19 protein-coding genes and 1 pseudogene are annotated in these 24,919 nt (G+C 62.5%); 9 read left to right on the top strand and 11 right to left on the bottom strand.

Annotation, left to right across the window (positions count from 1 at the left end; all coding sequences use genetic code 11):
- Window positions 1-136: 136 nt before the first annotated feature.
- The 4 genes from H3Z74_RS08700 to H3Z74_RS08685 all read left to right on the top strand — a co-directional run bounded on the left by H3Z74_RS08700 (window position 137) and on the right by H3Z74_RS08685 (window position 5,040).
- A complete protein-coding gene (locus H3Z74_RS08700) occupies window positions 137-1,210 on the top strand; it encodes a PA0069 family radical SAM protein (protein WP_187763495.1) in 1,074 nt (357 codons plus the stop codon).
- Between the two features lie 79 nt (window positions 1,211-1,289).
- Window positions 1,290-1,955, top strand: a complete 666-nt coding sequence (locus H3Z74_RS08695) for a Crp/Fnr family transcriptional regulator (protein ID WP_187763494.1) — start codon at window positions 1,290-1,292, stop codon at window positions 1,953-1,955.
- A gap of 215 nt (window positions 1,956-2,170) precedes the next feature.
- Entirely contained in the window at window positions 2,171-2,557 is a 387-nt protein-coding gene (locus H3Z74_RS08690; RefSeq protein WP_187763493.1) for a hypothetical protein, read from the top strand.
- A gap of 113 nt (window positions 2,558-2,670) precedes the next feature.
- A complete protein-coding gene (locus tag H3Z74_RS08685; protein WP_187763492.1) occupies window positions 2,671-5,040 on the top strand; it encodes a bifunctional diguanylate cyclase/phosphodiesterase in 2,370 nt (789 codons plus the stop codon).
- 241 nt (window positions 5,041-5,281) lie between these two features.
- Here the strand turns inward: H3Z74_RS08685 and H3Z74_RS08680 are convergent, their stop codons facing one another.
- Window positions 5,282-6,874 carry a long-chain fatty acid--CoA ligase gene (locus H3Z74_RS08680; protein WP_187763491.1) on the bottom strand — a complete coding sequence of 531 codons (1,593 nt, stop codon included), beginning with the start codon at window positions 6,872-6,874 and terminating at the stop codon, window positions 5,282-5,284.
- A gap of 15 nt (window positions 6,875-6,889) precedes the next feature.
- Window positions 6,890-10,399: a DNA polymerase III subunit alpha gene (gene dnaE, locus H3Z74_RS08675; protein WP_187763490.1), complete on the bottom strand. Its 3,510-nt coding sequence runs from the start codon at window positions 10,397-10,399 to the stop codon at window positions 6,890-6,892.
- Between the two features lie 325 nt (window positions 10,400-10,724).
- Between dnaE and H3Z74_RS08670 the strand changes: the two genes are divergently transcribed.
- On the top strand, window positions 10,725-11,957 hold the full coding sequence (locus H3Z74_RS08670) for a calcium-binding protein (protein ID WP_187763489.1): 1,233 nt from the start codon (window positions 10,725-10,727) through the stop codon (window positions 11,955-11,957).
- On the opposite strand, the gene H3Z74_RS08665 is transcribed toward H3Z74_RS08670, so the two are convergent.
- The 9 genes and pseudogenes from H3Z74_RS08665 to secG form a co-directional block, all read right to left on the bottom strand.
- A complete protein-coding gene (locus H3Z74_RS08665; RefSeq protein WP_187763488.1) occupies window positions 11,954-12,445 on the bottom strand; it encodes a glutathione peroxidase in 492 nt (163 codons plus the stop codon). The two genes, H3Z74_RS08670 and H3Z74_RS08665, sit on opposite strands and share 4 nt — an antisense overlap.
- Window positions 12,442-13,044: a GNAT family N-acetyltransferase gene (locus H3Z74_RS08660; RefSeq protein WP_187763487.1), complete on the bottom strand. Its 603-nt coding sequence runs from the start codon at window positions 13,042-13,044 to the stop codon at window positions 12,442-12,444. Before H3Z74_RS08660 ends, H3Z74_RS08665 begins: the two co-directional genes overlap by 4 nt.
- 33 nt (window positions 13,045-13,077) lie before the next feature.
- Window positions 13,078-13,752, bottom strand: coding sequence for an ABC transporter ATP-binding protein (locus H3Z74_RS08655; RefSeq protein ID WP_187763486.1), 675 nt, complete (start codon window positions 13,750-13,752; stop codon window positions 13,078-13,080).
- Window positions 13,745-14,995 (bottom strand): lipoprotein-releasing ABC transporter permease subunit, encoded by a 1,251-nt coding sequence (locus H3Z74_RS08650; RefSeq protein ID WP_187763485.1) that lies wholly within the window; start codon window positions 14,993-14,995, stop codon window positions 13,745-13,747. Before H3Z74_RS08650 ends, H3Z74_RS08655 begins: the two co-directional genes overlap by 8 nt.
- A 504-nt stretch (window positions 14,996-15,499) precedes the next feature.
- Window positions 15,500-17,983 (bottom strand): TonB-dependent receptor, encoded by a 2,484-nt coding sequence (locus H3Z74_RS08645; RefSeq protein WP_187763484.1) that lies wholly within the window; start codon window positions 17,981-17,983, stop codon window positions 15,500-15,502.
- Between the two features lie 266 nt (window positions 17,984-18,249).
- Entirely contained in the window at window positions 18,250-18,552 is a 303-nt protein-coding gene (locus tag H3Z74_RS08640; RefSeq protein ID WP_187763483.1) for a hypothetical protein, read from the bottom strand.
- A gap of 37 nt (window positions 18,553-18,589) precedes the next feature.
- A complete protein-coding gene (locus tag H3Z74_RS08635; RefSeq protein ID WP_187763482.1) occupies window positions 18,590-18,907 on the bottom strand; it encodes a hypothetical protein in 318 nt (105 codons plus the stop codon).
- A gap of 464 nt (window positions 18,908-19,371) precedes the next feature.
- Entirely contained in the window at window positions 19,372-21,006 is a 1,635-nt protein-coding gene (locus tag H3Z74_RS08630) for a CTP synthase (RefSeq protein ID WP_187763481.1), read from the bottom strand.
- A gap of 95 nt (window positions 21,007-21,101) precedes the next feature.
- A pseudogene (gene secG, locus H3Z74_RS08625) lies at window positions 21,102-21,472 on the bottom strand (preprotein translocase subunit SecG).
- A gap of 251 nt (window positions 21,473-21,723) precedes the next feature.
- Between secG and H3Z74_RS08620 the strand changes: the two are divergent.
- From H3Z74_RS08620 to zwf, 4 genes are all read left to right on the top strand, one after another.
- Entirely contained in the window at window positions 21,724-22,044 is a 321-nt protein-coding gene (locus H3Z74_RS08620; RefSeq protein WP_187764237.1) for a MarR family transcriptional regulator, read from the top strand.
- Entirely contained in the window at window positions 21,962-22,357 is a 396-nt protein-coding gene (locus H3Z74_RS24370; protein WP_229726981.1) for an SH3 domain-containing protein, read from the top strand. The genes H3Z74_RS08620 and H3Z74_RS24370 overlap by 83 nt, the downstream gene beginning before the upstream one ends.
- On the top strand, window positions 22,354-23,283 hold the full coding sequence (gene argC / locus H3Z74_RS08610; protein WP_187763480.1) for an N-acetyl-gamma-glutamyl-phosphate reductase: 930 nt from the start codon (window positions 22,354-22,356) through the stop codon (window positions 23,281-23,283). The genes H3Z74_RS24370 and argC overlap by 4 nt, the downstream gene beginning before the upstream one ends.
- A gap of 71 nt (window positions 23,284-23,354) precedes the next feature.
- Complete coding sequence (gene zwf / locus H3Z74_RS08605) at window positions 23,355-24,815, top strand: glucose-6-phosphate dehydrogenase (RefSeq protein ID WP_187763479.1); 1,461 nt, start codon at window positions 23,355-23,357, stop codon at window positions 24,813-24,815.
- Window positions 24,816-24,919: the final 104 nt, after the last annotated feature.

The following is a 24,919-nucleotide window of genomic DNA, read 5'->3' as shown; positions in this document are numbered from 1 at the left end:
GCTCCTGCAGCAAATGGGGCGGCTATCAACCGGATGCGAAAGCGTCGTCCGCCCTGCAATGCCAACATCACGAGACAGGTCGACGTCCTCTCAGGATGTTCTTGTTGTGTTCCGAACGATCTGCTAAATCGGAGCGATGGCCGGAAATCGCCCGACGCGTGGCGCCACGCTCAATCGTGACAGTGTCCGCTTCAACCTCCCCGAGCGCGAAGCGGACGGCGACTGGCTTGATGCGCAGGGCGATATTGACGGCGAAGCACCCAAGCTGCGCACCACGGTGACGATCGAGAAACCGCGCACGATCATCACCCGCAATCAGTCGCCGGACGTCGGCTTCGACCGCTCGATCAACCCGTATCGCGGGTGTGAACATGGCTGCATCTATTGTTTCGCCCGGCCGACGCATGCCTATCACGATTTGTCACCCGGCCTGGATTTCGAGAGCCGGTTGTTCGCCAAGCCCAGCGCGGCGATCCTGTTGCGCGCCGAACTGTCGAAGCCAGGCTATATCGCCAGGCCGATTGCGTTCGGGACCAATACCGACCCTTACCAGCCGATCGAGGCCGAATGGCGCATCACGCGCGCATGCATCGAGGTGCTGGCCGAGACCGGCCATCCGCTGACCATCACGACCAAATCCGATCGCGTCGTGCGGGACATCGATCTGCTGGCGCCGATGGCGGCACGCGGGCTGGCGGCAGTGGCATTGTCGGTGACCTCGCTCGATCCGCGCATCGCCATGACGATCGAGCCACGCGCCCCCGCGCCCGAAAGGCGACTGGCGGCAGTTCGCAAACTGGCCGATGCGGGAATTCCGACCCATGTCTCGATCGCGCCGGTCATTCCAGCGATCACCGATCACGAGATGGAACACCTCCTCCAACGCGCTGCCCAAGCCGGCGCGCGCACGGCATCCTTTCTGCCGGTGCGCCTGCCACATGAGGTTGCCCCATTGTTCCGCGCATGGCTCGATACGCATTTTCCCGACCGCGCGGGCAAGGTGATGGCAACGATCCGGGACATCCGCGGCGGGCGTGACAATGATCCCAATTTCGGCACGCGGATGCGCGGGCAAGGGCCATGGGCGGAACTGCTCCGGACGCGGTTCCACATCGCGTGCCGGAAATATGGATTGAACGGCGACCGCATTATCGTGCGCAGCGATCTGTTCCGGGCACCCAGAGGTCCGCAGGGCGACCTGTTCGGCTAGGGCGGCCCGGCGGGATGCCCCCTTCCCGCCGGGCGCGCTTTGCCGCATGGTTGCATCGTATCTACGACCTGGGGGTTGCATGTTTTCGACGGCGGGGCTTGTTCTGCAATTGAGCTATGCGCTGCTGGTCGCGGCGATGCTCTCCGGCAAGCCGCGCTTGATGCGATTGCTGATCGCGCTGGCGGCGATCCTCATCCTCTTGCGTGCAGCTCTGCTGGTTCATGACGGCGCGGCGATCGTGTGGATGGCAATTCTGCTCACTGCCTGGCTGTTGAAACTATGGGGCGACCGGCGCGAAAATGCCGCGACGACGCTGTTCGACGAGCGGGAGGAAGCGATGCGGAGTGGGTGTCTGAACGACCTGCCGCGCGGCGCCGCCCGCCTGTTCATCGATCAGGGTTTGTGGCTCGAAGGAGCGACCGGCGAAATTCTGACCAACGAAGGGCAGACGGTCGACCATATCTATTTCCTCGCCAGTGGAGAAGCACGGGCAAGCAGTGGCGGCCGGACCGTGGGCATGTGTCGCCCTGGCGATCTGATCGGTGAAGCGACTGTCCTGTCAGGCGGCGCCGCGACGGCTACCGTCACCCTGGTATCGCCAGCGACCTTCTGGTGCGCTTCGACCGCCGATGTCCGACAATTTCTCGATGACCATGACAGCCTGCGTATCACGATCGAGCGCAGCTTCTCAAACGCGCTGAGAGAGAAATTGCGCGCCGCCAATCGCCTCATCGCCACCAGCTAGCGTGTCGAGCACAGCCGGCGACTTCAGGCAGAGGCGGAAGATATGTTACACCGGTCGTGTAACATATCTCGGGCGCCGACTTCAGCCGAGCGACTGGACTGCAACACCGGAGGCGGGAGATATGTTACACCGGTCGTGTAACATATCTCAGCCGGTGCGGTGACCGATGGTCTATATAATATTATTTTATATCAAACGTTTATATTGAATTGGTGATGCTGGGCATGAAGCAGGGCGGCATGCCCTCAATTGAATATCCGGCCGGTTCCGGCCGTCACCTGGTCACTCGAATACCCCAGCCGGCGCAGTTCATCCTGAGAGATCGGCTCGATATCGGCAAACGTCGCGAATGTGGTCGCGCAGCCAGGACAAGCGAACGGGATAATTTCGAACCGCTGCAGATCGACCATCGTGCCGGTTTCTTCGCACACCCCGAACACATGGCGACAGTCCGGGCAGCGGGCGAAGATCAGCGCGCCCTCGCCGCGACAGCACGGACAGCGTGGCTGTGTCAGGGTGTAATGGGTTGTATCGGGCATGCGGCTGTCCCCGGGCGGCAGAGCGGCAATGAAGCAGACATTGTCATGGAGCTTCCTTCCTGAGCGATCCGGCCAATCAAGAACATCCATTATGGAGTAGACACACTGAGATTGCAGGGCATTTTTATTTTTCGTTAGCGAGGACAGCTTTAGCTACACAAGCATAGGAGAAACCGATGTTTTCTGTCCTAGCTTGCATTCAACACCAGCATGATTGGCGGCTGATTGTCGTCGCGGCGGTAATTTGCCTGATCGGTAGCTTCACCACCATGCTTTTGTTCCAGCGCGTGCAGGAATGCGACCGCGCGCACCGATATCGCTGGATGGCGACGGCGGCGGTTACTTGTGGCACCGGCATATGGGCGACGCATTTCATCGCAATGCTCGCTTATGACAGCGGCTTCCCGATCCGCTATGCGCCCTATGCGACGGCCCTGTCGATTATCGTCGCGATTGCTACCGCCGGCGTTGCCAGCATCGTGGCGCATGGGCGCGGCAGTGCCGCATCATTTGCGGGCGGCGGTGCCGTGCTTGGCCTTGGCATTGCCGCCATGCATTTCACCGGGATGGCGGCGATCGAAGCGCCGGCACGGCTCAGCTATGATGTGCCGGTGACCGTATCGGCCGTGCTGGCCGGCACCATATTCGCGTCCCTCGCTCTGGTGGCATTCCATGCTTTCCGTGGCATCCGGCGATTTACGATCGCCACGGCGCTGTTCGTCCTGGCAATCTGCAGCCTCCATTTCACCTCGATGAGCGGCATCACGCTGCGGCCCGACCCCAGCATTATCGTCACTGGCGCATCGATCGACCGTTCGCTGCTCGCCGGCATTGTCATTGCCGTTTCAACGGCACTCAGCCTCGCAGCGTTCGGCGCTGCCTTTCTCGACCGCCATCTCACCGACCTGAGAGGGCTGGCCAACGCATCGCTCGAAGGCTTGCTGATCGTCCGGGACGATCGGATCCTTGACATCAATGAACGTCTTGTCGAGCTGTCGGGCTGGACATCATCCCAGCTGACCGGTCGTTCACCGACCACCATACTCGTGCTGGGACCGGAAGGCCTGAATTGCTGCAGCGACACCGACGGGCCGTCCGAGATCACGCTTCTGCACGCCGATGGCGGCGAGATTCCGATCGAGATATTATGCCGGACGATCGAATATCGCGGACGCGAATCCCATGTCCTGGTGGTTCGGGATATCACCGAACGCAAGAAATCGGAGCGCAGGATCGAGCATCTGGCGCACCATGATGCACTGACCGACCTGCCCAATCGCGCGCTGTTCGACGATCGCATGGATCTGGCGCTGCGCCTTGCCGCGCAACGGGATGAGCAGGTCGCAATTCTCTGCCTTGACCTGGATCGTTTCAAGGCTGCCAACGACATCTTCGGCCATGGCGAAGGCGATCGCATCCTGCGCAAGGTGGCCGACATTCTCCGCGACGTGACGGGCCCGACCGACACGATCGCGCGACTTGGCGGGGACGAGTTCGCGATCATCCAATCCGGCGCTCCTCAGCCGGAATCGGCCGGCCAGCTCGCGGACCGCGTGCTGGCCAGCTTTGCCGAGCGGATGAACATGGCCCGCGATCCCAAGGCTGTCGGCGTTACCATCGGCATTGCGGTTTTCCCGGCCGATGGATCGAACAGCGATGAATTGCGTACCAATGCGGACACCGCGCTGTATCGCGCCAAGGGCGCCGGTCGCGGCACCGCCTGCTTCTTCGATGCAGCGATGGACGAAACCGCCCGCATCCGGCGTGAACTGGGACATGACCTGCGGCGTGCGATCCTGCGCAACGAGCTTTCCGTCGCTTATCAACCACTGATCGCTGCACGGACCGGCCAGGTGGCCGGCTATGAGGCGCTGTTGCGCTGGATTCATCCGGAACGCGGGGTGATCGGCCCCGCCACCTTCATTCCGATCGCGGAGGAGAGCGGCACGATCGTCGATCTCGGCGCATGGGTGCTGGAACAGGCCTGTGCCGAAGCCGCGCGCTGGGCGGAACCGCTGACCATCGCGGTCAATGTCTCACCGGTGCAGTTTCAGCTGCCCAATTTCTGCGAACAGGTGGCGGACGTGCTGAGCCGGACAAAGCTGGACGGCACCCGGCTTGAACTCGAGATCACCGAAGCGGTCCTGATGCGGGATCGCGAAGCCGTTCTGGTGCTGTTGCATCGCCTGAGGGCACTTGGCGTGCGCATCGTGATGGACGATTTCGGCACCGGCTATTCGTCGCTCAGCAATCTACAAAGCTTCCCGTTCGACAAGATCAAGATCGACGGCAGCTTCACGGCGGCGATCGAACATGACGAAGCCGCGCGATCGATCGTCCGGGCGATCATCGGGTTGGGTCACAGCCTCAATTTGCCGGTTGTGACCGAGGGGGTCGAGACAGAGGCGCAGCGCCTGATCGTCACCGAACAGAATTGCTCGCAATTGCAGGGCTTTCTGCTCGGCAAACCCGGCGCGGAGCCCAGCAGCGCAGTTCTCCCGGCGGAGATTGTTCAACTGGACAGCGCACGACTGAATCGGGCTTGAGGCTCGCCGATCCGGCATGTGATGCCGGATCGAAGCTCCCAGCCAACCTCCAGATCGCCATCCGCTTGGGTGAAAGCTCCTTCCCCGTTCGTGCTGAACTCGTCGAAGCACCGTCCTTCTTCTGCGTTGAAAGAGAGAAGAACGGCCCCCTTCGACTGCCTGCCAAGGCAGGCGCTCAGGACAGGCTTCGACAAGCTCAGGGCGAAAGGAAGGGAGTGGATCAGCTCAGGTCAAAATCGCTCTAGGCCGCCGCCAGTTTGTAATCCTTGAACCGCGCGCGCAGTTCGGTCTTGAGCAGCTTGCCGGTGGCGGTGTGCGGCAAGTCGTCGACGAACACGATCTCGTCCGGCAGCCACCATTTCGCGACATGATTGCTGAGATGCGCGGTGATTTCGTCGGGCGTGACGTTGCTGCCCGGCTTCCGGACTACCAGCAGCAGCGGGCGCTCGTCCCATTTGGGGTGATAAATACCGATCGCGGCCGCTTCGCCGACCCCGGCGCAACCGATCGCCGCGTTCTCCAGCTCGACCGAGCTGATCCACTCACCGCCCGACTTGATCACATCCTTGGCCCGGTCGGTGATCTGCATCGTTCCATCGGGATGGAGCACCGCGACATCACCGGTGTCGAACCAGTTGTCGGCGTCGACCGCATCGGCATCGGCCTTGAAATAGCGTTTCACCACCCAGGGGCCGCGGATCTGCAGCCGGCCGGAGCTGACGCCATCGCGCGGCTGCTCGCGATCCTCATCGTCGAGCACGCGCAATTCGACGCCAAAGGGAATTGACCCCTGGCGCGACACCAGATCGAGCTGTTCGCCCAGGGTCATTTCGTCCCAATGCGGCGGCGGGAAACCGGCGGTGCCGATCGGCGAGGTTTCGGTCATTCCCCAGAGATGCTTGACCACCACGCCCATGCCCATGATCCGCTCGATCATTGCGCGCGGCGCGGCCGAGCCGCCGATCGTCACCTGTTGCAAATGACGCGGTTCCTCTCCGGTCGCGTCCATGTGCTGGAACATCGACAGCCATACCGTCGGCACACCGGCGGAATGCGTCACCTTCTCGTCGTTCATCAGCCGGCACAGTACCTTCGGATCGTTGACCGCCGAATAGACGAACTTCGCACCCGACATCGCGCCGGCATAGGGCAGCCCCCAGGAGGCGGCGTGGAACATCGGCACGATCGGCAGCACCACGGCGTTGGCGGACAGGTTGAACACCCAGGGCGCCACCTCAGCCATCGCATGGATGATGGTCGAGCGATGTTCGTAGAGCACACCCTTCGGGTTGCCTGTCGTACCGCTGGTGTAGCAAAGCATGCACGGGTCGCGCTCCGGACCCTCGACCCAGACGTAGTCGCCATCTTCGGCCGCGATCAGCGCCTCGAAACCATCGGGGCCGTCATCGTCGAACGCGACATAATGCTCGATGCTGGTCCATTGCGGCTTGAGCCGGTCGACCAGCGACTGGAATTGCTTGTCGTAGAACAGCACCCGGTCTTCGGCATGGTTGGCGATATAGACCAGTTGCTCGTCGAACAGCCGAGGGTTGATCGTATGGATCACACCTCCAATGCCGATCGCACCGTACCAGGCGACGAGATGACGGCTATGATTCATGGCCAGGGTGGCGATCCGGTCGCCCTTGCCGCAGCCGAACCGTTCAAGCGCCTGGCAAAGCTTTCGTGCATCGCGGGAAATGCCGGCCCAATTGGTGCGCGTCTCCTGCCCATCGGCATAGACGCTGACGATCTCCCTGGTGCCATGCTCGCGCGCGGCGTGGTCGATCAGCCTCGGAACCCGAAGCTCGAAATCCTGCATTCCACCCAGCATTCACACCCTCTCTTGTCATCCAACCAGAGCGAGCCTCGTCTCGGAGGTTCTCAGCTCGACATCGCCGACATCCTGCAGGGTCTCGATGCGTCCGGCAAGCTCGCCGTCGAGCAGAAAGTCGCGACCGAGCAGCACGCGCGCGGTACCGCCGCCGGGAAGGGCTGCCCTGATCCATACCTGGCCACGCCCGCCGCGATGCTCGGCGAGCATTTCGGCCAGCGCCCGGACGGCCTCGGGAGTCTCAATGGCGGCTTCGAGGACGAAGCGAGCATTATTGGCCAGTGCCTCGAACGGCTGGATCCGCTTGATCGTGACGCGAGGCGATTCCTCGCCCGGGCGACGGTCGAGCTCGACGGTCAGGATACCGCAGCCGCCGTTCCGCGCCGCTTCCTCAAGCTCCGCTGCCACCACGTCATCGAAACAGGTCGCGACGAACTGGCCGGACGGATCGGACAGGGTCGCCATCAGGTAGCGCCGGCCCTTGGCCGAGGTGCGCCAGCGTGCATCCTCGACCAGCGCGGCCATCGTCGCTCCGGCGCGGCTGCCATCGTCAGGAATGGAGAGATCACCTAGTGCCGCAAAATTGCGTGCGCCATGCGCGCGGGCGAGATGACCGTGACGGTCGACCGGATGCGCGGAGAAATAATAGCCGAACGCTTCCTTCTCCTGCTCCATGCGTTGAGCCAGCGTCCAGCGTGCGCTCAGCGGCAGCTTGATCGCCGGTTCCTGCGCCTCGCCTTCGCCGAACAGACCACCCTGCCCGCTGACCTTCATCTCCTGCGTGCGGGCAGCAGTGGCGAGCAACGTTTCGGCGATGGCGAAGATACCGGCGCGGTTGGTGTCGATCGTATCGAACGCCCCGGCGCCGGCCAGGCCTTCAAGCTGGCGCTTGTTGAGCAGACGCGGATCGACCCGGCGCGCAAAATCGTCGAGCGTGTCGAAAGGGCCATTGGCGACGCGTTCGTCGACCAGCTTCTCCATCGCGCCCTCGCCCACGCCCTTCAACGCGGCAAGTGCGTAACGTACGGCGAGCCCGTCATCGTCATACTCGACGCTGAACTCCGCCTCGCTTTCGTTGACGCACGGTGCATGGCATTTGACCCCCATGCGCCGCATGTCGTCCGCGAAAATGGCGAGTTTGTCGGTCAGGTGCAGGTCGTAGCACATCGACGCGGCGAAGAAGTCGTGCGGATGATGCGCCTTCAGCCAGGCGGTCTGATAGGCGAGCAGCGCATAGGCGGCGGCGTGCGACTTGTTGAAACCATATCCGGCGAACTTGTCGATCAAGTCGAACAGCTCGTTCGCCTTGGGCGCGGCGATCTTGTTGACCGCCATGCAACCCTCGACGAACCCGGCGCGCTGGTCGTCCATCTCCTTCTTGATCTTCTTGCCCATCGCCCGGCGCAACAGATCGGCCTGGCCCAGGCTGTACCCGGCCAGCACCTGCGCGGCCTGCATCACCTGTTCCTGATAGACGAAGATGCCATAGGTTTCGGACAAGATCTGTTCGAGCAGTGGATGCGGATAGGTGATCGGCTCGCGCCCGTTCTTGCGCGCGCCGAAGCTCGGGATATTGTCCATCGGGCCCGGACGATAGAGCGACACGAGCGCGATGATGTCGCCGAAATTGGACGGGCGGACCGCCGCCAGCGTACGCCGCATACCTTCGGATTCGAGCTGGAACACGCCGACCGTGTCGCCCTTCTGGAGCAGCTTGTAGACGCCCTCATCATCCCAGGCGAGCGCATCAAGGTCGATCTTAATTCCACGTTTTGCAAGAAGTTGCACCGCCTTCTTCAGAACCGATAGCGTTTTCAATCCGAGAAAGTCGAACTTCACCAGGCCCGCCGCCTCGACATATTTCATGTCGAACTGGGTGACCGGCATGTCCGATCGCGGATCGCGATAGAGCGGCACGAGCTGGTTGAGCGGACGGTCGCCGATCACCACGCCGGCGGCATGAGTCGAGCTGTGCCGCGGCAATCCCTCGAGCTTCATCGCCAGGTCGAGAAGGTGCTTCACCCCGTCATTGTTGCGATATTCCTGCACCAGCTCGCTGACGCCATTGAGCGCCCGGTCGAGCGTCCAGGGATCGGTCGGGTGATTGGGAATGAGCTTGGCCAGCCGGTCGACCTGGCCATAGCTCATCTGCAACACGCGGCCGGTGTCCTTGAGCACGGCACGAGCCTTCAACCGCCCGAAGGTGATGATTTGCGCCACGTGATCCGAGCCATATTTCCGCTGCACATAGCGGATCACCTCTTCGCGCCGCGTTTCGCAGAAATCGATGTCGAAGTCGGGCATCGACACGCGTTCCGGGTTGAGGAAGCGTTCGAACAGCAAGCCGAGTTTCATCGGGTCGAGGTCGGTAATGGTCAGCGCCCAGGCGACGACCGAGCCGGCACCCGAACCACGGCCCGGACCGACCGGAATGTCATGATCCTTGGCCCATTTGATGAAGTCCGCGACGATCAGGAAATAGCCGGGAAAACCCATCTGGATGATGACGTCGAGCTCGAATTCCAGCCGCTCGCGATAGGGAATGGTCCAGTCGTCGGGCGTATCGCCTGCGAACGGCAGGTTCTGGAGCTCCGCGATCCGCCGCAGCCGCATGTCGAGCCCGGCCCGCGCATCGACACGCAGCGCTTCGGATTCGGCGTCACGGTCGCCGGCAAGACTTGGCAGGATCGGCTTGCGTGCCGGAGCCGCCACGGCACAGCGCTGTGCGACGACCAGCGTGTTGGCGATCGCTTCGGGCAGGTCCGCGAACAGCATGCGCATGTCCTTGGCCGGCTTCATCCAGGCGTCGGGCGAACTGCGCGGGCGATCGTCGCTGGCGATATAGGTCGAATTGGCGATGCACAGCATGGCGTCATGCGCCTCGCTGAAATCCTCATCGGCAAAGCAGCACGGGTTGGTCGCGACCAGCGGCAGGTCGTGTTCATAGGCCAGGTCGAGCAAGCCCGGCTCCGCCCTGCCCTCGACCTCGTCGAGCCGCCGCGTCAGCTCGATATAGAGCCGGTCACGGAACAGCGACTGCAGCCGGTCGAGATAGGCGCGGGCACGATCCTCCTGCCCTTCCGCCAGCAGCCGCGTCAGGCCACCCTCGCGGCCCGCAGTCAGCGCGATCACGCCATCGGTACGCCCTTCGAGTGTCGCGAAATCGACATGCGGCGCCTGTTCGATCGGCCGGTCGAGATGCGCCATCGACACCAGCGCGCAGATATTCTGATAGCCGGCCTCATCCTGCGCATAGAGCGCGAGCCAGTCGAGCGGCGCCTCCACGCCTTCGGGCATGTCGGGCCGTGCGACGCCGAGCATCGCGCCGATGATCGGCTGCACTCCGGCCCCCTTCGCCGCATCGGAAAAGGCCATCGCGGCATAAAGGCCGTTGCGGTCGGTCAGTGCGGCGGCCGGGAAACCCAGTTCCTGGGCGCGTTTGGCGATCGCCTTCGGCTCGATCGCGCCATCGAGCATCGTGTAGGACGAGAAGATACGCAAGGGTACGAACGCGGAATGAGGCATGATGCCGTTATGCGGATAGTGACGCGCCAAGGGAAGCGTCGAGGGCTCAAAAAGCTGTGGCTAACTTCGATGCCGGCGATCATTCCCATGACGGGATGACGAGGCTGATACGCCGCGCTTGCAGAGAGAATTTCGTTGGAAATGCCGCCTGCCTAATAGGCGCCATGCATAGCAAATACAGCCATTATGGTTTCAACCCGTTCGACTTATCGCAAACAAGAATAGGATGTCTTGCGATTGACATGGACCTGTGAAACTCTCTCCATAGCAGGTAATTCGAGTCACATCCGGCGCATCGGCCAGATAAGATACGGGGGCAACTTGTATGGCGACGTTCAACGGCACCAGCGTAGCTGATTTTTATACCGGCACCGCGTCGGGAGATTTCATCTACGGCAATGGTGGTGACGACGACCTGGCCGGCGGAGCGGGTTCGGATTATATCGATGGCGGGTCGGGAAACGACTTTCTTTTCGCCTATCTCGGGCTGGACACCGATACCTCCGCCGACACCTTGCTTGGCGGGGATGGCAACGACCATATCTTTATCGGCTATGGCGACAGTGCGAATGGCGGCAACGGCACCGATAACCTGTTGCTCTTCATGAACAACGCCTCGTCCGCCGTAAACATCGACTTTACCGGCCTGTGGTTCGGCGGCAGCGCCACATTGGGCGGCGGCACGATCCAGGGCTTCGAGAATCTCGATTCCGCGGTCGGCACGGCCTTCAACGACACGATGATCTCAGGGTCGCTCGCAGGGAAGATCTGCAGCCTGCTTGGCCAGGGCGGCGGTGATTCGCTCACCGGCGGTGCCGGTCACGATCATCTGACGGCGGGAATGGGCGGCCTTTCGGCGCTGGGAACGGATATCTATTATGACGTGCTCATCGGCCTTGGCGGCGACGACGTCCTGTCGTTCGGAATTGGCGATTATGTCGATGGCGGTTCCGGATTCGATACGCTTGAGTTCGATGCCGGCGCCAGCGCGACCGGCGTGACGATCGACTTCACGACCCTGTTCAGCACCGGCACCGACACCATTCTCGGCACCTATATCAACAGCGTCGAGGACATCGAGTGGGTATATGGTTCGCTATATAGCGATACCATCAACGCGGGGTCGGCATCGACCAAGGCGTCGCTCTTTGGCCGGGACGGCAATGACACGCTGATCGCGGGCTCGGCCAGCGACACGCTGACCGGCGGCACTGGTGCGGATACCCTGACCGGCGGCGGCGGCAGTGATGAATTCGTGTTTGCCGCGGGCGATATCGGCGGCACGACCTGGGCGACGACGGACCTGATCACCGATTTCAGCCATGCAGCGGGTGACAGGATCCGCCTGTCGGACATCGACGCCGTCGCGGGCGGCTTCGACAACGCCTTTTCCTTTATCGGGACCGGATCGTTCACCGGCGTCGCGGGTCAGCTGCGCTACGAAATCGCCGGCGGGGTGACCACCGTCTATGGCGATACCAATGGCGACGGCATCGCCGATATGGCGATTGGCTTCAGCAGCGCGGTCAGTCTCGTCAGTGGTGACTTCTTCCTTTAGCGCGGCGCCGACAGCAGCTTCTCGATATCCGCCTCGATATCCCCAGGCTTGGTCGTCGGGGCATAGCGGGCGATCGTCTTGCCGCTGCGATCGACCAGGAATTTGGTGAAGTTCCATTTGATCCCGGTCGAGCCGAGCAATCCGGGGGCGTCGCTACGCAATTTCTGGAACAGCGGGTCGGCGTCGGATCCGTTGACGTCGATCTTGGCGAACACCGGGAAGGTCACATCATAGGTCAGGCTGCAGAAATTGGCGATTTCCGCCGCATCTCCCGGCTCCTGGCTGCCGAACTGGTTGCACGGAAAGCCAAGCACTTCGAACCCGCGATCGGCATATTTGCGGTGCAGCGCCTCAAGCCCCTCATATTGCGGCGTGAAACCACATTTCGAGGCAGTGTTGACGATCAGCAGCACCTGGCCGGCATAAGCGGACAGATCGACATTGCTGCCATCGGCGGCCTTGACGCTCAGATCGGTCACAGCGGTCATGCGGTCGCTCCTTCATGGCGCGCGAGCAGATAGTCGAGATTGGCGCGGACGCCTGGCCATTCGGTCGCGGTGATCGAATAGACCACGGTGTCGCGCAAATGGCCATCGGGCATCACCATATGGTTGCGCAGCACGCCGTCGAGCTTCGCACCGAGCCGCTCGATCGCGCGCCGCGAACGCTGATTGAGCCAGTCGGTGCGCAACTGCACGCAGCTGCAGCCGAGCGCCTCGAACGCATGAGACAGCAACAGCCGCTTCGCCTCGCTGTTAAGGCCGGTGCGCTGCACCCGGCGGGAGTACAGTGTGCCGCCGATCTCGACCCGCCGATGCGCTTCGCTCATGCGCATGAAACGGGTCGTGCCGGCAATCGCGCCCTCGGCATCGACCACCGCAAAGGGCATCGCCCGGCCGGCCTCTCGTTCACCGATCAGCTTCGTCATCCAGCCCTGGATCGTGTCGGCATTGGGCACGAAGGTGTAGAATTGGTCGGCCAGATCATCTGCGATCGCGGCAACCAGCGCGTCGCTGTCTTCGGTCAGGAGCGGACGGAGCGTAACATGCCGCCCGGACAGGGTCGGTGTGGTCGTCCAGGCCGACATCCGATCAGCCCGCCGAACCACGGCGCGGCGTCGTCATGCCAGCCGTCCCTCATGAAGCCGGACCACGCGGTCCATCTTCAGTGCCATGCGCTCATTATGAGTCGCGACCAGCGCCGCCGACCCTTCGTGACGGACCAGGCGGAGGAACTCGGCTAGAACGATATCGGCCGTGGCCTCGTCCAGATTCCCCGTCGGCTCGTCAGCCAGCACCAGTGCCGGGCGGTTGGCCAGCGCGCGGGCAACCGCGACGCGCTGCTGCTCGCCACCGGAAAGCTGGCTCGGCCGGTGAGTCAGGCGTTCGCCAAGGCCGAGCGCGGTCAGCAGCGATTCGGCACGATCATCGGCCTGGGCGCGGGTGCGGTCGCGGATCAGCTGCGGCAGGACGACATTTTCCGCGGCGTTGAAATCGGGCAGCAAATGATGGAATTGATAGATGAAGCCGAGATAGTCGCGGCGCACCAGGGTGCGGCCATGCGCATCGAGCTTGGCCGCTTCCTTGCCGGCGATCCGGATCGATCCGCCGAAACCGCCCTCCAGCAAGCCGATCGCCTGAAGCAGAGTCGATTTGCCCGACCCCGACGGGCCAAGCAGCGCGACGATCTCCCCTGCCCCGACGGTCAGATCGACACCGCGCAGCACCTCGATCGTGACGTCGCCCTGCGTGAAACTGCGCGTCAGGCCGGAAACTGCGAGGATCGGCTCACTCATAACGCAATACCTGGACCGGGTCGGTGCTCGCTGCCTTGAACGCCGGATAGAGCGTGGCGAGGAAGCTGAACACCAATGCCATCAATGCGATCACGACGATCTCCACCGGGTCTGTCTTGGACGGCAGTTCGGTGAGGAAACGGATCGCCGGGTCCCACAAATTCTGCCCGGTGACGAACTGGACGAAATTCACCACACCCTGCCGGTAATAGAGGAAGATGAAGCCGAGGATCAGGCCGGCGACAATGCCGAGCGCACCGATCGTCGTACCGACCACCATGAAGATGCGGATGAGGCCGACCCGCGTCGCGCCCATGGTGCGCAGGATCGCGATGTCGCGGGTCTTGGCGCGCACCAGCATGATCAGCGATGAGAGAATGTTGAACACCGCGACCAGGATGATGATCGACAGCACGGTGAACATCGCGACTCGCTCGACCGCCAGCGCCTCGAACAATTGTGCGTTCATCTGACGCCAGTCGGCAATCACCGCGCGCCGCCCGATCTTGTCCGCAAGCGGCGCCAGGATCGTCGCTACCCGGTCCGGATCGACCGTCTGCACTTCGATCATACCGACGCTGTCGCCGAGCAGGAGCAATGTCTGAGCATCCTCCATCGGCATGATCACATAGGCCTTGTCGTAATCATACACCCCGATCTCGAAGATCGCTCCGACGGTATAGGAAACGATGCGCGGCACCGTGCCGAACGGCGTGGTTTGTCCCTGCGGGCTGATCAGCGAGATCTCGCTGCCGACCTGCGCGCCCAGCGCATCGGCGAGGCGCGACCCGATCGCAATCTTGCCGCTGCCCGGTGCCAGGCTGGCCAGCGACCCCATCACCACCTTGGTACTGATCGTCTGGTTGCCGCGAATATCCTGGATGCGCATGCCGCGCACCAGCACCGCCTCGACCCGGCCATTATAGCTGGTCATCAGCGGCTGTTCGATCATCGGCGTCGCGCTGGTCACGCCCGGCGTCGCCTGGGCGGTCCTGACCATGTCGCGCCAGTCGGGAATCCGCCCGCCGATCCCCTGCACTACCGCATGACCGTTCAGTCCCACGATCTTGTCGAACAGTTCGGCGCGAAAGCCGTTCATCACGCTCATCACGATGACCAAGGCGGCGACACCCAGCATAACCGCGACCAGGCTGATGCCGGCAACGAGGAAGATGAACGCCTCCCCCTTGCCCGGCAGGAGGTAGCGCCGCGCGATCATGCGTTCGTAGCGTGACAATATCATGGGTGCCGGTAACGCCCGCCCGAGGAATGACAGCGCCGCTCTAGGGTCCAAACCCAATCACCGCAATGGTTGGGACGGCGCGGGTCTTGCGGCAAACGAACCGCACCCCGAAGCACGCATGCATTACTGGCAACTGATCCACCCTGTTGCGCAATCGCCACAGGATCGCCGCAATCGAACCAAACTGGTCACATTGGCGGTGACAAACGGCGGCACCGATCCTAGCACTTCCAACACTGAGACACAGGCAATGGCCGTGGTTCGGGGAATGCTTTCAGCGCCGCCTTGAAAACAGGGTGTGCAGCGAGGGCGGGACAAGGGGGCTGACGAGCGATCGTCACGCAGGCGCCCGGGCTGGAAACGGTCCGGGCGTTTGCTTTTTCAGCCCCGTCGCTTTTTTCAGCCCAGTCGTTTCTTCGGTCGAGTCACTTCTTCAGGCCAATCATATCGACAGGATCCTGACATGCTGGCCCTCTCCCGCGTACGGGAGAGGGCCAGCATGGGTCAGAACGATGCGCTGAGCGTCAGGCCATAGGTCCGCGGATCGCCGGGGTTGCCGGATACAAGGCCGGTATTGCCGGGCGTGGTTGCCAACAGTTCGAAATATTTGGCGTCGAACGCGTTGCGCACCCAACCGAAGATGTTGAAATCGTCGGTGCGATAACCGAGGCGGAAGTTCGCCAGCGTGTAGCCATTGATATCGGTGTAGATCGACCGCGAGGCATTCGACGAGAATTTCGAGCGGTTGTTGGCATCCGCGCCGAGATAGACCTCGCCATCCTTGCCGAAGATCTGCGCCGGCACATTATACTCGCCGCCGAACGAGAAGGCCCATTTCGAGATGCCGGGCAACCACTGGCCCGAAATGTCGCAGACCAGCGGGCTCGGCTGGCCGGGGACGCCGACCAAACCGCCAGGGTTGCCGGCCGGGGCAGCGCTACCGCCCGAACGCTCGGGCGGGCACGGCGCGTTGGTGAATTTGGTATACTCATGATCGGTAAAGGCGCCGTTGACGTACAGGTTGAAACGCTCCGATGGCCGGATCGAGAAGTCCGCCTCGATACCGCGCACACGTACCTTGTCCGCATTGGCGAGATAGCCGCGCAACGTGGAGTTGGCACCATCGTTGACCAGCGCCTGATAATCCTTGATCGAGGTCCAGAACCCGGTGAGGTTCAGCGTTGCCTTGCGGTCCCAGAATTGCGACTTCAGGCCGATTTCGAAATGATCGACCTTTTCCGGTTTAACCTGAGCGAATTGGGTTTGGGCGACACCGGCCGCCACCGGCACGCCATTCAGATTGAGGCCACCGGATTTGAAAGTATGCGCATAGGTCGCATAAAACAGGATGTCGCGCGACGGCTTGTACGATGCGGTGAAATCATATGATGCATTCCAGGCGCGATACGCTTCGTCCCTGAACGCCTGCGGCGTCAACGCAGTGCGTTGCTCGATCTGGCGCGGGTTGCCGCCGGTGGCGGGCACAAGATTACCCTGTGCGTCGCGAACGATGCTCACATAGGAGCCGACCTTGTCGTCATAATTGACGCGTATGCCGGGCGAGAGAGTGATCTCGTCGGTCACTTTCCAGTTCAGCTTGCCGAACAGCGCACCGCTGAAATTCTTCAGGCGGATATCGTTGCTCGCATTCAGCCCGTCGAGCACGGTGGGATCGAGGTAGAGCAACGGGTTTCCTGGCGCCGTCGTATCGCGCACCGTTGGACTGATCAGCCAGCGGCTAGCGGCCGAGCCCTGACGCTGCGTGCCGGTGGTATGAATGTCCTGATAAAAAGCGAAAGCGCCGACCACATAGTCGAAGCCATTACCTTCGCCTGCATAGCGGAGTTCCTGGGTGTACTGGTCCTGCTTGGTCGGGTTCTGCGACAAGGTGGTGATCGGCAGGCCAGTGAAATCGCGATCGTTCGCCGGCAGCCAGTCCCAGAACCGCCACGCGGTGACCGAGGTTAGCGTGCCAGAGCCAAGTTCGAGCTCGGCGCGCAGCGAGGCGCCGCCCAGGATGTTGCGGGCATTGAGATCCGCGTCGAGATCGGTCAGGCGATCGAACGGATTGGTGCTCGGCACTGCATAGCCGAGTTGGGAGGTAAGTGAGGGATATTGCCGGTTGGCGGGGCGCTGTGTCGGGCCGTAGCGGACATAGATCTGCGCGCAGCATTCCGGGTTCTGGCGATTATAGTCACCGGACAGCGTCACCTTGAAGCTGTCGCTCGCTTTCCACAGGATCGCACCACGGAAGCCGATATTGTCCTGCGCGTTGACATAATTGCCGCTTGCTACGTTGTAGATCGTGCCGCGGCGGCTGGTGACGGAGAGGCCGATGCGCGCGGCCACGGTGTCGCTGATCGGGCCTGAAACCGATGCCTTGGCCTGTTTGAATTCGAGGTTGCCAGCGGTGACTTCGGCACGGCCTTCATAAGAGAAGCTCGGCGCCTTGGAGGTGATGTTGATCGCGCCCGCGACGGTGTTCTTGCCGTACAGCGTCCCCTGCGGTCCGCGCAGCGTCTCGACCTGCTGCACATCGAGGAAATCGAGCGTGGCGACCGCGACACGGCTGAAATAGACCTGGTCGATATAGACGCCGACGCCCTGGTCGATCCCGTCATTGGTCAGGCCGAGCGGCGCACCGAGGCCGCGGATGTTGACCGATGAGTTGCGTGGATTGGACGAATAGAATTGCAGCGTGGGCTGAAGCTGCTGAAGCCGCTGCACGTTGAAGCTGCCGGTCGTGTCGAGCTCCTTGACGCCGACGACCGAGATCGCGATCGGCACGTCCTGCACCGCTTCCGCGCGACGACGTGCGGTGACGATGATGTCGGATGCGACCGAGCTGCGCTGAACATCCTCTTCATCGCGCTCCTGCGTGCCGGGAACAGCCACTGTCGGCGAGACCTGCGGCGGCGCAACGGCTTCCGGAGAGGTCTGCGCAATCGCTGTCGAAGCCAGCAAAGCGGAAAGTGTGTGAGCGAGCATGAATGATTCCCCCCTAGAGAAGAGCTTAAACTCTACTATTCCAGTGGGAGTTCTATCCGCTGCGTTCTTGAGCGCCCTAAAGTTGAACTTTACGCTGACGCAAATCCGCGCTTTTTCGCTTTGATGCTTCGGTGAACCGACCCAAATCAGCGCTGCGCGGTGCCATTGGCAAACGACCCTCCCCCGTTTCGGGAGAGGGTCGTACGGTCGAGCAGCCCGTCGATACGATCGACATCACCCTTCGCGGCGAAGCGATTCCCGTGACGCTATTGCCCGCAGCTTGCCATTCCCATTTGCTTGAGATTGTTCATGGCCTGCGCGCGCGTCGGGCGGATTTCTCGCGCCCTGTTCACGCCCTGCGCCGCCGCGTTGCCGGCCCCCGTAGCGCCGTCGAATACCCGCACGTGCGGCTTGCCCTGACCGCGCGCGCCGGACTTCTGCGTTGCCGCATCTGTCGGGCAGCCCTTATCGGCATCGCGCAGATCCTTCGGCCCATCCACCCGGGCGGACAGGGGCGCGGCGGCGAACAACAGCGAACCAAATGCCGCCATGATAACAAACTTCTTCATCGAAAAATCCTTTCAATCTATACCGTTATGAGTTGATTCAGCCACAATTCCGGTTGGCCAGGCCGATCTGTTTGAGGGTATTCGACGATTGCATCCGTGCAGCCGGAGCCCCGTCATCCGGCTCCGCCGCCTTGGCGCATATCTGGCCTGCGGACACCGAACGCCGATCGGGTGCGCCAGCCTGGTCGGGTTGCGCGCGGCCGCGGATCAGCGAAGGTATCGCGATGGCCGCTGCCGGATCGGCTTCCGCATTCTTCAGCGCCTCCGGGCCGGAGGCTGTCCGTGCCGAGGCCGGCATCGCGATGAGCAGCATGGCTGCGCTCAACGCAGCCGGAACGATGTTGATTTTCGGCATGACAGATCCTCGATCCTGATTGCCGTTCCTCGGTTGGTCGGCGTCTGACGGCGCATTAGCGGTGAGACCCGCGAACCGGCAGGTGCAGCGACACGCAGCGACAGGCGCAACGGTTGTGCAACCGTTACGTGGCGGCAATCGCCGGAGCCCGATTCAACTGCAGAACGCGTGCGGGCAACATGCGCTCAAGGCATGCTGCCTGCTTGCACCGCTCTTTCTCATGGTTGGAATAAACAGGGAGAGGATCACTCCCTGCTTCACCGGAATAACAGGGAGCCGATCTCCCTGTTATCCAGGCACATCTCCCTGTTATCGAATTAACAGGGAGGCCTTATGCAAGTCATTGAGCAGGCGGGTTTATTTGACACGAAAAACAAGTTTTCCGGTCCGGAAGAGGCTGAAATAAATGCCGCTCCCTGATAATCTCCCTGTTCATCGGACAAAACAGGGAGAAAGCCCGGGTTTCAGACCAGCCGGCTCTGCTTGACCGCGGCTTCGACGAAGCTGGCGAACAAGGGATGCGGGTCGAACGGCTTGCTCTTCAATTCGGGGTGGAACTGCACACCGATGAACCATGGATGGTCAGGCCGCTCGACGATTTCGGGCAAGGTGCCGTCGGGCGACATGCCGGAAAAGACCAGCCCGCCCTTTTCCAGGACATCGCGATAGCCGGTATTGACCTCATAGCGGTGGCGGTGACGCTCGCTGATATCGTCGCTGCCATAGATCGAGGCGACGACGCTGTTGCCATCGAGCTTCGCTTCATAGGCGCCGAGGCGCATCGTGCCGCCCAGATCGCCGCCTTCTTCACGCTTCTGAATACCGTCGGCGGTCATCCATTCGGTGATCATGCCGACCACCGGTTCGTCGGTCGGGCCGAACTCGGTCGATGAGGCATTGGCGATGCCACCCAGGTCGCGCGCACCCTCGACGCACGCCATCTGCATACCGAAGCAGATACCGAAATAGGGCACGCGGCGCTCGCGTGCGAAGCGCACGCTGGCGATCTTGCCCTCCGCGCCGCGCTCGCCGAACGCGCCGGGGACGAGGATCGCGTGAAGCGGCTCGAGCTTGGCCGCGACGTCGCTGTCGGTCTGTTCGAACAGCTCGGCGTCGATCCACTGGATGTTGACCTTGACCCGATTGGCGATGCCGCCATGGACCAAAGCCTCGTTGAGCGACTTGTAGGCATCGGGCAGGCCGACATATTTGCCGACCACGCCGATCGTGACTTCGCCCTCGGGATTCTCGAGCCGGTCGACAATATCGATCCAGCGATCGAGCTTGGGCGCTTCGCCGGGCTCGATCCCGAACGCACGCAGAACTTCCGAATCGAGTCCTTCGGCGTGATACTGCATCGGCACGGCATAAATGCTCTTGGCATCGAGCGCCGGAATGACGGCGGCCTGGGGCACGTTGCAGAACAAGGCGATCTTGGCGCGGTCGCTGGCCGGCAGCGGCTGTTCGCAGCGGCATACCAGCACATCGGGCTGTACTCCCAATGCGGCGAGTTCGCGTACCGAATGCTGGGTCGGCTTGGTCTTCAACTCACCGGCCGCTGCGATATACGGCACCAGGGTCACATGGATGCTGACCGACTGGCCGCGGCCGAGATCGTTCCGGAGCTGGCGAATCGCCTCAATGAAGGGCAGCGATTCGATATCGCCGACGGTGCCGCCGATCTCGCACAGCACGAAGTCGAGGTCGTCGGTCTCCGCCTGGGCGAATTCCTTGATCGCGTCGGTGACGTGCGGGATGACCTGCACCGTCGCGCCGAGATAATCGCCGCGCCGTTCGCGCGCGATGATCTGCTGATAGATCCGGCCCGAGGTGACATTGTCCGACTGGCGCGACGGCACGCCGGTGAAGCGCTCATAATGGCCAAGATCGAGATCTGTCTCCGCCCCGTCATCGGTCACATAGACTTCGCCATGCTGATAGGGCGACATGGTGCCGGGATCGACGTTCAGATAGGGATCGAACTTGCGAATGCGCACGCGATAGCCGCGCGCTTGCAGGAGAGCCGCGAGGCTCGCCGCCATGAGACCTTTGCCGAGCGAGGAAACCACGCCGCCGGTGATAAAAATGAACCGCGCCATGGGAGCAAAGGCCTAGCGTCGTTTAGGGTCGCGCGACAAGCGCGCGACTCCGAAAAGCTGTCAGAAATCCGCTAAGTTGCGGATTGTGGCTGAGATTATTGCGCGAGCGGAACTGCGCTATTGTTCACCGGTGCGGTCGCGTTCGCCGCGAGCGCTGCTGCCGTTGCCGCATCATCGGCAGGAGGTGCCGCAGCCGGCGCCGCCACTGGCTTGCGTGCGAGGGTCGGATCGATCGTCACCGCCTGACGGGTCGAGGCGAGCACCGCGAGCACGATGCTCAGCGTGACGAATACTGTCGCCAGAACCGAAGTCGCGCGAGTCAGGAAGTCGGCCGCGCCGCGTGCCGACATCAGCCCCGATGGGCTGCCCCCGTCCCCAGCCCGCCGCCTTCCGACCGTTGCATCAGAATGACGCCGACCAGGAAGGCCGCGACAACGGCATGAACGACGAGGATAAAGGTGAACATGAGTGGGTGCGCGATCTTTGGATGAGGAAAGCGGCCACATAGGCGAGGCGGCCGTTTCGATCAACCACCGCACAGGCGAAACGTTCTGGCGGCTAAGATGAACATTTCGCCTCCGCACTGAAACCAGCCGCGCTTGCGGGCGTTATGAACACCGATGTCCTGCCTTCGGGCATTGCGTAACGTGGAATTCTATTGTGGCCACCATCCTTGAACGTTCCCCCGCAGCGGCGGGTTCTACCCTCGGCTCCTGGATGCAGGCACTGGTCGATTATGTACGGTCCGGCGAACCCGACCTGACCAATCGCCAGATGGCGCTGCTTCTCGTCGTTTATCTCAGACCGGGCCCGCATACGGTGCGCGGGCTTGCCCGCGTGCTGAATGTTTCTAAACCGGTCGTCACGCGCGCCTTGAACAGACTTGGTGCGCTGGGCTATCTGCGCCGTCAGCGCGACGATACCGACAAGCGCAATATCTTCGTCGCGAAGACCAATGAAGGGGCAGAGTTTCTTGAAGAGTTCGGGCAATTCCTCGGCGATGCCGAGCAACCCGCCGCCCGCCGGGCCAGCGCGTAGGAGCTTTGCGCTTACCGGGCCGTCGGTCACGCTCGATCCGCGTACCAACGCCGTCCGCCGCGATATCGCGGACATTCGTCTCGCCGAGCACGTCTTCGCGCCGCATTACGCGGCGCCGTTGCCGATGGTGGTTGCGACACGGACGACCCTGCGGAGCGAGCGGCCGCTGGATTCCGCGTCGATCGCCATCCTGATGCCAGAGGACCTGTTCGAGGTGCTTGAATATGCTGGCGACGACGCTTGGGGAATCGCACCAGCTCACGGCCAGGTCGGCTATATCGCCGCGGCCGCGCTGGCGCCCTACGTCCAATGAGCATCAGCGTCTTCATCGATGGCGCCGCGGGCACCACTGGCCTGGAGATTCGCGAGCGGCTTGCCGGACGAGTCGATATCGCGCTCGTCGAGATCGATGACGCACGGCGCAAGGATCCCGCCGTCCGTGCCGAGGCACTGAACGATGCCGACTTCGTTATCCTGTGCCTGCCCGACGACGCCGCGCGCGAAGCGGTGGCGCTGATCGACAATGACCGCACACGGGTAATCGACGCTTCCACCGCGTTCCGCACGGCGGAGGGCTGGAACTATGGCTTTCCCGAGCTCGAGCCCGGCCAGCAGGCGGCGATTGCCGAGGCGAAGCGGGTGAGCAATCCGGGCTGCTACCCGACCGGCTTTCTCGCGCTGGTGCGCCCGCTGGTGCGCATGGGCCTGGTGCCGGTCGACTGGCCGCTCACGGTCAATGCGGTGTCGGGCTATTCCGGCGGCGGCAAGGCGATGATCGCCGAGTTCGAGAGCGCGAATCCACCCCCGGCCGCGCGCACCTATGGGCTCGGCCTTGCGCATAAGCATGTGCCGGAAATGCAGAAGCATGCGCGGATCGAGCACCCGCCGATCTTCATGCCTTCGGTTGCCAATACCTATCGTGGCATGATCGTGGAGGTGCCGCTGCCGCTGCATGCGTTTCCACGCCGGCCGAGCCTGCATGTCTGCGAGGCGGTGCTGAGTGAGGCGTATCGTGACTGTGCGCTGATCAATATCGTCGAGGGCGATGCCGCCACCGTCGCGATCGAGGCCGATGCAGGCACCGACCGCCTGACGCTTCGCGTTTGCGGCAATCCCGAAACCGGCCAGGCGCGGCTGATCGCGACGCTCGACAATCTCGGCAAGGGTGCGGCGGGTGCTGCGGTGCAGAATTTGAACATCATGGCGGGATTCGACCCGATCGCCGGGCTGACCGTCTAACGCATACATATTCCCGTTGGCGGCGCGCCTCCCTCAGGCTACCGCGCGGCACGGCGAATTAAGGAGATATCATGCGCAATCCAGTGGCCAAGCTGCTCCTGTTCGGTGCGACCGGCGATCTGGCGCAGCGTATGCTGCTCCCGTCGCTCTATGGCTTGCATGCCGACGGATTGTTGCCGGAAGAGCTGACAATCACCGGCACGGCGCGGTCCGAGCATGACGATGCCAGCTTCCGCAAGTTCGCAAAAGGTGCGCTCGACGAATTCCTGCCTGCCGACCGCAAGGACGAGAAGGCAATGAAGTCGTTCATCGAGCGGCTGGGCTATCAGCCGCTCGATGCGACTGACATGGCGCATTATAAGGATCTGGCGAAAAAAGTCGGCGATGTCTCAAAGGGTCTAGCAATCTTCCTATCGACTGCGCCGTCGCTGTTCGAGCCGGTGATCAAGGGACTGGCCGGCGCTGGCTTGGCCGGGGAAACCGTGCGGATCGGGCTCGAAAAGCCGCTCGGTTACGACTTGGAAAGCAGCCGAGAGATCAACGACACGGTGGCCACTGCGTTCAGCGAGGACCGCACGTTTCGTATCGACCATTATCTCGGCAAGGAAACGGTCCAGAACATCCTCGCGCTGCGCTTCGGCAATTCCTTCTTCGAGCCGGTGTGGAATGCGCGCGGCATCGACAATGTCCAGATCACCATCGCCGAGACGGTCGGGCTGGAGGATCGCGCGGGCTATTATGAGAATGCGGGCGCACTACGCGACATGGTCCAGAACCATATGCTGCAATTGCTCGCGCTGATCGCGATGGAACCCCCTGCTCGCTTCGACGGCACAGCGGTTCGCGACGAAAAGGCCAAGGTGTTCCGCTCGCTGCGCCAAATGGCCCCGGCAGATGTTCCGCATCTCACCGTCACCGGCCAATATGCCGCAGGCGCTGTCAATGGCGAGATCGTGAAGGGTTATGCCGATGAGCTGGGCAAGCCGTCGAACACAGAGACCTTCGTCGCGATCAAGGCGCATGTCGATAATTGGCGCTGGCAGGGCGTGCCTTTCTATCTTCGTACCGGCAAGCGCATGCCCGCGCGCCGGTCCGAGATCGCGATCCAGTTCAAGGCGGTGCCGCACTCGATGTTCGGCGACCGTGGTGGCCTGCTCCAGCCCAACATGCTGATCATCCGGCTCCAGCCCGAGGAATATGTCCGGCTGCTGGTGATGGCGAAGGAACCCGGGCTCGACCGCGACGGCATCCGGTTGCGCGAGGTACCGCTCGATCTCAGCCTCGACAGCGCCTTTGCCGGCACGCGGCGGCGCATCGCCTATGAACGGTTGCTGCTTGATTTGATCGAGGGCGACCCGACCTTGTTCGTGCGCCGCGACGAGGTCGAGGCGCAGTGGCAATGGATCGACGCGATCCGTGCAGGCTGGGAAGCGAACGGGGTGAAACCCAAATCCTATGCCTCGGGCGGATGGGGCCCATCGGCTGCGATCGCGCTGACCGAGCGCGACGGAGTCACGTGGCAGGATGATTGAGTTTTGACCTAACGAACCACCGCTCGCCCTGAGCTTGTCGAAGGGCCGCTCTTCTTCTCCGACATTCCGCCGAAGAAGAACGGTGCTTCGACAAGTTCAGCACG

It is taken from the genome of Sphingomonas alpina, from assembly GCF_014490665.1.
GTDB lineage: Bacteria > Pseudomonadota > Alphaproteobacteria > Sphingomonadales > Sphingomonadaceae > Sphingomonas > Sphingomonas alpina.
Note: the sequence above shows the minus strand (reverse complement) of the source record. Positions and strands in the feature narration are given on the sequence as shown.